Origin of the sequence: Paenimyroides viscosum, from assembly GCF_003858535.1 — a bacterium.
Classification (GTDB): domain Bacteria; phylum Bacteroidota; class Bacteroidia; order Flavobacteriales; family Flavobacteriaceae; genus Flavobacterium; species Flavobacterium viscosum.
The window spans coordinates 24,972-36,981 of the sequence record NZ_RQTJ01000009.1; the positions used below are offsets into that span (position 1 = coordinate 24,972).

The following is a 12,010-nucleotide window of genomic DNA, read 5'->3' on the forward strand; positions in this document are numbered from 1 at the left end:
GCATTATTTTTTTGTTGTACGTTTAGTAGCTGCTGTCTTAGTTGTTTTAGCTGCCGGTTTTTTAGCTGCGGTTTTCTTTACAGTTGTCTTTTTAGCGGGAGTTTTAGCTTCGATCATTTTTTGGATTTCTTCTAAAGTTAAAGCGGCTGCATCAATATCTTTACTTAATTCGATTTTCACTTTTCCTTTTAAAATAACCGATCTGCCCCAACGTGCTTTTTCAACACGAATGCCTTCTTCTCTAAAATCGTGAATAACCTTGTCTTTTTCTTTCTGAATTTTATCTTCGATCAATTCTTCTACATCATTTGTTGAAAGATTATCGAAATTATATTTTTTGTTTACGTTGATGAACATGTTGTTCCATTTGATAAACGGACCAAAACGACCAACACCTTTTTGAACCGGCAAACCTTGATAAATGGCAATTGGCGCATCGGCTTTTTGTTTTTCTTTGATCAATTCTACAGCGCGATTTAACGTTACATCTAACGGATCTTCGCCTTTTGCAAGCGATACAAACATTTCGGCATAACGCACATACGGACCAAAACGACCATTGTTAACTTCGATTTTTTCGCCTTCATATTCTCCTAATTGTTTTGGCAACAAAAATAACTGAAGCGCTTCTTCTAAACCTATGGTTCCTATGTTTTGAGATGGATTTAAACTCGCAAACTGTTTTTCTTCGTCTTCGGCATCGCCAATTTGCGCTACAGGTCCAAATTTTCCTAAACGCACCAAAACAACTTTTCCTGATTTTGGATCGTTTCCTAAAATACGTTCACCCGATTCGCGTTCTGCATTTTTCTCAACATCGATTACCGTTGGATGAAAATGACTGTAAAATTCGTTCATCATTTTTGTCCAATCTAAATTTCCTTCCGCTATTTCATCGAAACTTCCTTCAACGCGAGCCGTGAAATTATAATCTAAAATGGTTTCGAAATTTTTCACCAAGAAATCGGTAACAATATTTCCTATATCTGTTGGGATTAATTTTCCTTTATCGGCACCCACTTTTTCTAATTGAGTTGCTGTAGAAATTTTATCATTCTGTAAACGCAACAACTGATAATTACGCTCTGTTCCTTCGGTTGTTCCTTTTTCTACATAATTACGGGCGATGATGGTTGAAATTGTCGGTGCATACGTTGACGGACGACCAATTCCCAATTCTTCTAACTTTTTAACCAAAGCGGCTTCGGTATAACGAGCCAGCGGACGTGAAAAACGCTGTGTAGCTGTAATGCCGTTGCTTACCAAAAGTTCGTTCACTTTCATTGCAGGCAACAAACCTTCTTGTTCTTCGTCTTCATCGTCGTTTCCTTCTAAATAAACTTTTAAAAATCCTTCAAAAAGTAAAACTTCACCCGTTGCAACAAAATGCTGGTTGTGTTTATTGGCAACAATGGTAACGTTGGTACGCTCTAACTGCGCATCGCTCATTTGTGAAGCTAAGGTACGTTTCCAGATTAATTCGTACAAACGCGCCTGATCACGATCAATACTTACCGTATGTTTAGACATATCTGTCGGACGAATTGCCTCGTGCGCTTCTTGTGCACCTTTTGCTTTTGTAGAAAAATTGCGTGGTTTACTGAATTCTTTTCCGTAAAAATTCACAATTTCTGTTTCGGCAGCTTTTATGGCATCTTGTGAAAGGTTTACGCTATCGGTTCTCATATATGTAATCAATCCGCTTTCGTACAAACGCTGTGCTAACATCATGGTTTGCGAAACAGAATAATACAGTTTACGCGATGCTTCCTGTTGTAAAGTTGATGTGGTAAACGGTGCTGCCGGAGATTTTTTTGCCGGCTTGGTTTCTAAATCGGAAACCTTAAATTGCGCACCTATATTTTGTTCTAAAAAAGCTTGAGCTTCTTCTTGTGTTTTAAAGTTTTTAGGCAATTTAGCTTTGAACGATTTACCGTTTGCCGCCACAAATTCTGCCGAAATATTGAATGATGATTCGGTGTTAAAACCTTCAATTTCACGTTCGCGTTCTACAATTAATCGAACAGAAACAGATTGTACACGACCAGCAGATAAACCAGCACGTACTTTTTTCCATAAAACCGGCGACAATTCGTAACCAACCAAACGGTCTAAAACACGGCGTGCCTGTTGTGCGTTAACCAAATTATAATCTATGGTACGCGGATTTTCTATTGCTTTTTGAATGGCTGTTTTGGTAATCTCGTGAAAAACGATACGCTTTGTATTTTCTTCTTTCAATTTTAATTCTTCTGCTAAATGCCAAGCAATTGCCTCACCCTCGCGATCCTCATCGGATGCTAACCAAACCATTTCGGCTTTTTTAGACAGGTCTTTCAGTTTTTTAACAACCGCTTTTTTATCGGCAGAAACTTCGTATTTCGGTTTAAAATTATTATCAATATCAACACCAATTTCTTTTGAAGGTAAATCGGCAATGTGCCCAAAACTTGATTCTACCTGATAATCTTTCCCTAAAAATTTTTCTATCGTTTTTGCCTTTGCAGGCGACTCTACAATCACTAAATTCTTTGCCATTCGTTTCTTTATTTGAAAAGCAAAAGTATATGATTTTTTTAAATTAGCGTTTTTTTGATTTTTTTAATTGTATTGTTTTAAATTTTGAGAGATGATTTTCTTTACGATTTGAACTAGTTTTTTTGGCTCAACTACCTTAATTTGATGGTTGTGCGATAATATTTCGGATACCAATTCCATTGTTGGAATTACTTGTAAACTAATTATTGTTTTGCCGTTTACTATTTCGGTTTTTTGTGATTGATGAATAGGCAGTGTGCTAAAATACTTACCGTATTCTATGGAAGTTTCAATTTTAACAGTTGTTTTTTCCGAAAAACCATCTAACGGTTTTGTGGTTACGCCCATAAAATCTTTAAAGTGGTTTTGAATATCAATGGGATCTTTCAAAATGAATTCGGTAGTTACTTCGCAATTGTAAATTCTATCCAAAGCAAAAGTTTTCAACACATTTATTTTTTGTCCGTCTTTAATTTCAAAACCTACCACATACCAACGACTTTTACTTTCTTTTAAAGCCAGCGGCATCAGTTTGCGTTTGTGTGCTTTGTACTGATCAAACTTTTGATAATTAAATTCCAGATGTTTTTTAAAACAGATAGCTTCTTTAATAGTAGAATAATTTTCTAATCCGGTAACTTTTCGGTTATCGATCAAAATAAAATTATTGTTAGATACATCTTGGGCAATATTCAGCATCTTTAAGCTTTCAATGGTAAAAAGCTGGCTGTTTTTCGATGTTTTTTGTGATGCATCATCTAGCAAAATATATTTCATTTTTGCTTTATTGTACACAATTTTAATTTTTAAAGACGATTCAATATCCTTTAAATCGCGCTGAAAAGTTCGTAACGATACGCTGTGATCTTCATCAATAAAAGAATTTTTCAGTTTATCGTTCAATTCAGAAAATGTCAATCCATTTTCGCCCTGAAGCTGAAAAATTTCTACAATTCGTGTTAGTCTGCTTATTAAGTTGTGTTTGTTAGCCATAATTATTCAAAAGTGTTTTTAAAAAGTTCTTCGATTGCATTTATGCCAAAGATATTGATATTTCGGGTGCCGATCCCCGCAAAATGATGCGAGGTAATTTTGGGCTGGTATTTTAATTCGATAAAATTCTGATGCTGAAAATCCCAATAAAACCATTGCGCCACATCTTGATTGTACACAAAAATCTTCTTGTTGCTATTAATTGCCATTTGTACCGCCCATGCAGTTCCGCCTTTTACCTGTAACTTTTCGCTTACTGTTTTAAGGCTTGATACGGCATAAATTTCATCGGCATTTTTTACCTGAAACCAATTACGCGACAAAAACTTTAAGTACTGGTTTATTTTAGATCGCTTTAAAACTTCATTGGCTTTCATAACATTTTCAACACCTTCTTTAAATTCATCATCGGTTAATTCATGTTTGTTTTCAGATGTATGATGCTTTGTTTTGTACGAATACGCCACCACCGAAACATTGAACTTTTCTGCAAAAAATTCAAAATAAGAATCGGCACCTTCTGCCCCACCCGAATAACATGTATGATGATTTATGAGTTTCATAAGGTAAATATACAAATTAAAAACGACGTGAAATGACGTGTTAAAAATATTCAGAATTCATCTGCCATCTTGTCACACAAATAATTTTAATTGTATCTTTGCAAATTGATTTAGTACACGACCGTGATTTATGGAAAAGGTAATTGAAGAACAAAAACAGGGTACAAGCCTGGTTTTAGATCAACAAGAAAATAATACCAAAAAGTTATTTATAGAGAGTTATGGCTGTCAGATGAATTTTTCTGATAGTGAAATTGTAGCATCTATTTTAGCCAACGAAGGTTATAACACCACACAAAATTTAGAGGAAGCCGATCTGGTTTTGGTTAACACGTGTTCTATTCGCGATAAAGCCGAACAAACCATTCGCAAGCGTTTAGAAAAATACAATGCCGTAAAATCGATTAATCCGTCTATGAAAGTAGGCGTATTAGGCTGTATGGCAGAACGTTTAAAAAGCAAGTTTTTAGAAGAAGAAAAAATTGTGGATATGGTTGTAGGACCAGATGCTTACAAAGATATTCCGAACCTTTTAAAAGATGTTGGCGAAGGGCGCGATGCCATTAACGTAATTCTATCAAAAGAAGAAACGTATGGCGATATTGCTCCGGTGCGTTTAAACAGCAACGGCGTAACAGCTTTTGTTTCTATTACGCGTGGTTGCGACAATATGTGTACTTTTTGCGTGGTTCCTTTTACTCGCGGACGTGAGCGATCTCGTGAGCCGCAAAGTATCATGGAAGAAATTAAAGACTTACATGAACGTGGTTTTAAAGAAATCACATTGTTGGGGCAAAACGTAGATTCATATTTATGGTACGGCGGCGGTTTAAAGAAAGATTTTGTAAAAGCAACCGAAATGCAAAAGGCAACAGCGGTAGATTTTTCACAGCTTTTAGATATGTGTGCGACAAGTTACCCGAAAATGCGTTTCCGTTTTTCAACATCGAATCCGCAGGACATGCACGATGAAGTTATTCACGTAATGGCGAAGCATCACAATATCTGTAAATACATTCATTTGCCGGTTCAGTCGGGATCAACACGTATTCTGCACGAAATGAACCGTCAGCACACGCGTGAAGAATACATGGATTTGGTTGATAGAATCTATAAAATTATTCCGGAAATTTCGTTATCGCAAGATATGATTACAGGATTTCCGACAGAAACCGAAGAAGACCACCAAGATACTTTATCATTGATGGAACATATAAAATACGATTTCGGATACATGTTTGCTTATTCTGAACGTCCGGGAACAATGGCTGCCAGAAAGATGGAAGACGATGTGCCTGAACCAGTGAAAAAACGCAGATTACAAGAAATTGTAGATTTACAACAGCGCATTGCAATGGAGCGTACCAAACGTTTTGTGGGACAAACAGTAGAGGTTTTAATTGAAAAAACATCTAAACGTTCAGATGAACATTGGTCTGGAAGAAATTCGCAAAATACAACCGTTGTTTTCCCTAAAGAAAATTACAAAGTAGGCGATTTTGTGTTGGTAAAAGTAAACGATTGTACATCGGCAACCTTAATTGGTGATGCCGTAGGGTACAGTGAAATGCAATAGTTATTTGTTTCAAGTTTAATTTGTTTCAAGTTTCAGGTTATGGCAACAATAAATAGATTTGAGGATTTAGAAATATGGCAAGAAGCCAGAAGATTAGCAAAAGTTATTCATAGAATTTCTATAGAAACAAATTTAAAAACAGACTTTAAATTTAAAGAGCAAATTAAATCTTCATCAGGATCTGTCATGGATAATATAGCAGAAGGATTTGAAGGAGATGGTAATCTCGAATTCAGACAATTTCTTTCTATTGCAAAAGGTTCAGCTGGAGAAACAAGATCTCAATTATATAGAATTTTTGACTGTGAATATATCAATGAAAAGGATTTTGAGCATTTAACAAACGACTATGAAAAGTTGAGTGGAAAAATTAAAAATTTCATTTCTTATCTAAACAAAAAAAGATTTCAAGGGAAACAAGTTTAAATAACAAACTATAATTGGAGCTTAATCTCAAACCAAAAAAACTTGAAACCTGAAACTCTAAAAACAAAACTATGGAAAACGTTCAAAGCATCAAACAACGTTTTGAAATTATCGGTAACGACATTAAACTAAATCGGGCATTGGAAAAAGCTATTCAGGTGGCTCCGACCGATATTTCTGTTTTGGTTACCGGTGAAAGCGGCGTTGGTAAAGAAAATATTCCAAAAATCATACATTCATTATCGCACCGGAAACACGGAAAATACATTGCGGTAAACTGTGGTGCAATTCCTGAAGGAACAATAGATTCTGAACTTTTTGGTCATGAGAAAGGTGCTTTTACAGGTGCTGTTGGCAGTCGCGAAGGTTATTTTGAAGTTGCAAACGGCGGAACCATTTTTTTAGATGAAGTAGGCGAATTGCCATTAACTACTCAGGTTAGATTGCTTCGTGTGTTAGAAAACGGAGAATTTATAAAAGTAGGATCATCAAAAGTTCAAAAAACCGATGTGCGTATTGTTGCGGCAACCAACGTTAAAATGTTCGAAGCTATTGATAAAGGCAAATTTCGTGAAGACTTATATTACCGTTTAAGCACGGTTGAAATTGCTTTGCCGCCTTTGCGTGAGCGTGGAGAAGACATTCATTTGCTTTTTCGTAAATTTTCATCAGATTTTGCACACAAATACAAAATGCCGCCTATTAAATTAACGCCCGATGCTGCCGAATATTTAATGCATTATCGTTGGGGCGGAAACATTCGTCAGCTTCGCAATATTGCCGAGCAGATTTCTGTTATTGAAACCAATCGTGACATCAATCTAAAAACCATGCAGGGATATCTTCCCGAACGAAATGCGCAGTTGCCGTCACTTATCGAAACTAAAAAATCGGAAAGTGATTTTAGCAACGAACGCGAAATTTTATACAAGGTTTTGTTCGATATGAAAGCCGATTTAACCGATTTACGAAAGCTGACACTTGAGTTGATGAATAATTCAAACTCAACACAGGTTCAAGAAACAAACAAATCGTTAATTCAGCGTATTTACAATCAAAACGAAGATGCTCAGAACAAGCAAACCAATCGCTCTTTTCCTTTAAACGAACATACTTCAACTGCAAAAAGCAATCATCAAACCGAATTAATCGACGATGAAAACGAAGAAGACAATTATTTGATTGCCGAAACGATTGACGATGAAGAAACACTTAAATTAGAAGAAAAAGAAATTCAGCTGATAAAAAAAGCGTTGGAACGCAACAGCGGAAAACGTAAGGCTGCGGCAGATGAATTGGGAATTTCGGAAAGAACATTGTACAGAAAAATCAAACAATATGATTTGTAAGTTTTAGTCTAAAAGTCAATTGTCTAAAGTCGTAAAGTCTGAATAAATTGAGAAGAATAAAGTGATCTAAACAAATCAACTATTCAACGGTTCAAACAAAACAACAAATGAAAATACAACATACATTATACAAATTTACAGCATTACTTTTATGCTTGATTTTATCAAGTTGTGGTGCGTACAATTTTACAGGAACAGGAAAAATTGATGCAGAATCTTTTCAAGTAAACTATTTTTTGAATAATGCCGAATTAATAGAACCGGGTATTGAACGTACCTTTACAATAAAACTGCAAGATTTATTAGTTGGTCAAACAAGTTTAACCTTAACAAATACTAATGCCGATTTGGTTTACGAAGGCGAAATTACCCAATACCGCATTTCACCAATGACTGCAACTGCAGAACAAACCGCTGCACAAAACCGTTTGTACATTGCCATTAACGTACGTTTTACAAACAAAAAAACACCGGAAGACGATTTTGAGAAAACGTTTTCGCATTTTTACGATTATCCGGCAAACGATCAGTTAATTGGTGGAAAATTAAGCACCGCTTTAGACGAAATTTACGAACGTATAACTCAAGATGTTTTTAATGCATCGTTAGCAAAATGGTAGTTTTATGAATGCACAACAATACATACAGTGGCTAAATAATCCGTATCACTTAATCGAAGAAAATACAGCAGTGTTAAAAAATACGATTAGTGAATATCCGTATTTACAATCGGCTCGTGCCTTGTATTTAAAGGCGTTAAACCAGCAACGTAGCTTTTTGTACAACAGTGAACTTAAAAAAACCGCCGCATACACTACAGATCGAGATGTATTGTTTGATTATATCGTTTCCGAAGATTTTATAACCTACAAAGCATTACATATTGAAGAGGTTGATGTTGTTGAAGAAAATTATATTGAATTTAAAAAACCAGAACCAACATTAGATGAAACCATCGAAAAACGAGTTTTAGACACCTTAGTTTATATCGAAAATCAAGATAAGGAAACACAATTGATTCAAAAAATCGAACAAATTTCTAAATCGAAAATCGAAGCGAATAAACTTGAAAAAGAAACGACTTTAATTAAAGATCAACAGGTTTCAAACGAAGAAATTTTATCAGAGGAAGTTCCTTCAGAAGAAATTCATCAGTTAGAAGAAAATTTAGAAGTAGGCAAACCTTTAGATTTTTCAGAAAACGATAAGTTTTCGTTTACAGAATGGTTAAAACTAACATCGGCACAGCCAATTCAGCGCGAAAATACAGAAATTACAAACGATACTATCGAAACAAAAAAAGAAGATATTATTGAAGATAAAATTCCTGTAAAGCAAAAAAACATGGATTTAATAGATCGCTTTATCGAAACAAATCCAAAAATTACTCCAAGCAAAACAGCTGTTGTTCCCGTTATAAATATGGACAGGTTAAACGAAGAAGAACCCTTTTACATGACCGAAACTTTGGCCCGAATTTATCTAGAACAGAAAAAATATCAGAAAGCAATACAAGCTTATGAAATTTTAATTTTGAAATATCCAGAAAAAAGTAGTTTATTTGCAAATCGAATTTTTGATATAAAGAAATTACAAGAGTTTAATAATATATAAAACAACCCAATATGTTTACAATTTTTTTAGTGTTAATCACCATTGTTGCCTTACTTTTAATCATTGTTATTATGATTCAAAACCCTAAAGGTGGCGGCTTAGATTCATCGTTAGGTGGCTCAACATCTATTGGTGGTGTACAAAACACAAATAAATTTTTAGATAAAAGTACATGGACTTTGGCAGCTGCGTTAGTAATTTTAGTTTTAGTTTCTAGCTTAAGTTTCCAAGGTGATTACTCAAACGATTCTAAAATTTTTGATAAAAACACCGTAGTAGCTCCACCAGTTGCTTTACCTACAGCAGGTGCAGCAGAAGGGCAGCCAGCACAAAATACTCCAAGTGAGCAAGCACCTGCCAACACACCGGCACAACCTGCTAACTAATTATAAAAAATACTCATAAAAAATGCCAGCTTGTCATAAGCTGGCATTTTTTATTCTGTCAAAATATCACTTTTACCGGTTGGCATACTTTTGGTCAAAATAAAAACAAATCATTAATAAATTAAACTTAAATACTATGGCATTAAACGTTAAACCATTAGCAGACCGCGTTATTATTGAACCAGCTGCTGCTGAAACTCAAACTGCATCAGGAATCATCATTCCAGACACAGCAAAAGAGAAACCACAAAAAGGAACTGTTGTTGCTGTTGGTAACGGTAAAAAAGACGAGCCTTTAACTGTTAAAGTTGGCGACACTGTTTTATACGGAAAATATGCAGGTACCGATTTAAAATTAGAAGGCAAAGATTTCTTAATCATGCGTGAAGAAGATATTTTGGCAATTATATAATAAAGCTATAAGCTGCAAGCCATAAGTTTTAAGCAAATGAGAGATTTCAAAAAATACGATATTTGGCAATTAAGTCATCTTTTTACTTTAGAAGTTTATAGAATTACAAATCTATTTCCTAAAGAAGAATTGTATGGTATAACAAGTCAACTTCGTAGAGCATCATCTTCAATACCCACGAATATATCTGAAGGATGTGGTAGAAATAGCGATGCAGAATTCAACCATTTTCTAAACATAGCATTAGGTTCAGCTTTAGAAACAGAATATCTGTTGATTCTTTCAAAGGATTTAAGATATATAGAAGAAAGTACTTTTATAGATCTTGAAATTAAAATCAACATAGTTAAAAGCAAAATTTACAGTTTAAAAAATAGATTAACCTCGCAGTAAGCTTAAAGCAAACCGCTTACTGCCTAAAGCATAAAAATATGGCAAAAGATATAAAATTTGATATTGAAGCACGCGACGGCTTAAAACGCGGTGTTGATGCATTGGCAAATGCAGTAAAAGTAACCTTAGGTCCAAAAGGTAGAAACGTAATTATTTCTAAATCATTCGGTGCACCACACGTAACTAAAGATGGTGTTACTGTAGCAAAAGAAGTAGAATTAGCAGACGCTTTAGAAAACATGGGTGCGCAAATGGTGAAAGAAGTAGCAAGTAAAACCAACGATTTAGCTGGTGATGGTACTACAACTGCAACTGTTTTGGCACAAGCTATTGTTAAAGAAGGATTGAAAAACGTTGCTGCGGGTGCAAATCCAATGGATTTAAAACGTGGAATTGACAAAGCTGTGGAAGCTATTGTTGCCGATTTATCAAAACAAACGCAAGAAGTAGGTTCAACTACCGAAAAAATCAAACAAGTGGCATCAATTTCAGCTAACAACGACGAAGTTATTGGTGAATTGATCGCTGAGGCTTTTGGTAAAGTTGGTAAAGAAGGTGTTATTACTGTTGAAGAAGCTAAAGGAACGGATACGTATGTTGATGTTGTAGAAGGAATGCAGTTTGACAGAGGATATCTTTCGCCTTATTTCGTTACAAATCCAGAGAAAATGGAAACGGAATTCGAAAATCCTTATATCTTATTATACGATAAAAAAATATCTTCATTAAAAGAATTATTACCCGTTTTAGAACCGGTTGCTCAATCAGGAAAAGCGTTATTGATCATCGCTGAAGATGTAGATGGTGAAGCGTTATCAACTTTGGTTGTAAACAAATTACGTGGTGCATTAAAAATCGCCGCAGTAAAAGCGCCAGGTTTTGGTGACCGTAGAAAAGCAATGTTAGAAGATATAGCTATTTTAACTGGCGGAACGGTGATTGCAGAAGAAAGCGGTTACACTTTAGAAAATGCTACGTTGGAAATGTTAGGAACTGCAGAACGCGTTTCTATTGACAAAGACAACACAACCATTGTAAACGGTGCGGGTGATTCTGATATGATTAAAAACAGAGTAAACCAGATTAAAGCACAAATGGAAACAACTACTTCTGACTACGATCGTGAAAAGTTACAAGAACGTTTGGCTAAATTAGCTGGCGGTGTGGCAGTACTTTACGTTGGTGCAGCTTCTGAAGTGGAAATGAAAGAGAAAAAAGACCGTGTAGACGATGCTTTACATGCAACACGTGCAGCTGTTGAAGAAGGTATTGTTGCAGGTGGTGGTGTAGCTTTATTAAGAGCAAAAGCTGCTTTAACTAGTGTTGATGCTTTAAATGCAGACGAAAAAACAGGTATTCAAATCGTTGCTCGCGCTATTGAATCGCCTTTAAGAACTATTGTTGAAAATGCAGGTTTAGAAGGATCTGTTATTGTAGCAAAAGTTGGCGAAGCTTCAGGAAACTATGGTTACAATGCTAAAACCGACGAATATGTTGATATGTTGGCAGCAGGAATCATCGACCCTAAAAAAGTAACTCGTGTAGCTTTAGAAAACGCAGCTTCGGTTGCCGGTATGATTTTAACTACAGAATGTGCTTTAGTTGATATTAAAGAAGAAGGTGCAGGTCAAATGCCAATGGGCGGCGGTATGCCAGGAATGATGTAAGATCATTAATAATAAAGTTTTTAAAAGCAGTTCCATTGGAGCTGCTTTTTCATTTAAACTATTCACAATTAACAATTATTTAATCAATATTGA

The 12,010-nt window shown here is 35.3% G+C and carries 11 protein-coding genes and 1 pseudogene; 9 read left to right on the forward strand and 3 right to left on the reverse strand.

Going from position 1 to position 12,010, the window contains the following annotated elements; genetic code table 11:
• Positions 1–3 precede the first annotated feature (3 nt).
• From topA to EG242_RS05810, 3 genes are all read right to left on the reverse strand, one after another.
• The gene (gene topA, locus EG242_RS05800) at positions 4–2,538 is read right to left on the reverse strand and encodes a type I DNA topoisomerase (protein ID WP_124898956.1); all 2,535 of its coding nucleotides are present in this window, start codon (positions 2,536–2,538) and stop codon (positions 4–6) included.
• A 63-nt stretch (positions 2,539–2,601) separates the two neighbouring features.
• Positions 2,602–3,531, reverse strand: a complete 930-nt coding sequence (locus EG242_RS05805; protein ID WP_124898957.1) for a helix-turn-helix transcriptional regulator — start codon at positions 3,529–3,531, stop codon at positions 2,602–2,604.
• A gap of 2 nt (positions 3,532–3,533) precedes the next feature.
• Positions 3,534–4,094 (reverse strand): hypothetical protein, encoded by a 561-nt coding sequence (locus EG242_RS05810; RefSeq protein ID WP_124898958.1) that lies wholly within the window; start codon positions 4,092–4,094, stop codon positions 3,534–3,536.
• Between the two features lie 130 nt (positions 4,095–4,224).
• Here EG242_RS05810 and miaB point away from each other — a divergent pair, with 130 nt between their 5' ends.
• The 9 genes and pseudogenes from miaB to groL all read left to right on the forward strand — a co-directional run bounded on the left by miaB (position 4,225) and on the right by groL (position 11,917).
• Positions 4,225–5,670, forward strand: a complete 1,446-nt coding sequence (miaB, locus tag EG242_RS05815) for a tRNA (N6-isopentenyl adenosine(37)-C2)-methylthiotransferase MiaB (protein WP_124898959.1) — start codon at positions 4,225–4,227, stop codon at positions 5,668–5,670.
• Positions 5,671–5,709: 39 nt separating this feature from the next.
• Positions 5,710–6,100: pseudogene (locus tag EG242_RS05820) on the forward strand (four helix bundle protein).
• Positions 6,101–6,167: 67 nt separating this feature from the next.
• Positions 6,168–7,445, forward strand: coding sequence for a sigma-54 interaction domain-containing protein (locus EG242_RS05825; RefSeq protein ID WP_124898961.1), 1,278 nt, complete (start codon positions 6,168–6,170; stop codon positions 7,443–7,445).
• 107 nt (positions 7,446–7,552) lie between these two features.
• A complete protein-coding gene (gene lptE, locus EG242_RS05830; RefSeq protein ID WP_124898962.1) occupies positions 7,553–8,065 on the forward strand; it encodes an LPS assembly lipoprotein LptE in 513 nt (170 codons plus the stop codon).
• 4 nt (positions 8,066–8,069) lie between these two features.
• Complete coding sequence (locus EG242_RS05835; protein ID WP_124898963.1) at positions 8,070–9,059, forward strand: tetratricopeptide repeat protein; 990 nt, start codon at positions 8,070–8,072, stop codon at positions 9,057–9,059.
• Positions 9,060–9,070: 11 nt separating this feature from the next.
• Entirely contained in the window at positions 9,071–9,445 is a 375-nt protein-coding gene (gene secG, locus EG242_RS05840) for a preprotein translocase subunit SecG (protein WP_124898964.1), read from the forward strand.
• A 136-nt stretch (positions 9,446–9,581) separates the two neighbouring features.
• Positions 9,582–9,857 carry a co-chaperone GroES gene (locus tag EG242_RS05845; RefSeq protein WP_124898965.1) on the forward strand — a complete coding sequence of 92 codons (276 nt, stop codon included), beginning with the start codon at positions 9,582–9,584 and terminating at the stop codon, positions 9,855–9,857.
• Positions 9,858–9,893: 36 nt separating this feature from the next.
• Positions 9,894–10,250 carry a four helix bundle protein gene (locus EG242_RS14925; RefSeq protein WP_203227683.1) on the forward strand — a complete coding sequence of 119 codons (357 nt, stop codon included), beginning with the start codon at positions 9,894–9,896 and terminating at the stop codon, positions 10,248–10,250.
• A gap of 38 nt (positions 10,251–10,288) precedes the next feature.
• A complete protein-coding gene (gene groL / locus EG242_RS05850) occupies positions 10,289–11,917 on the forward strand; it encodes a chaperonin GroEL (RefSeq protein WP_124898966.1) in 1,629 nt (542 codons plus the stop codon).
• The last annotated feature ends 93 nt before the right edge of the window (positions 11,918–12,010 follow it).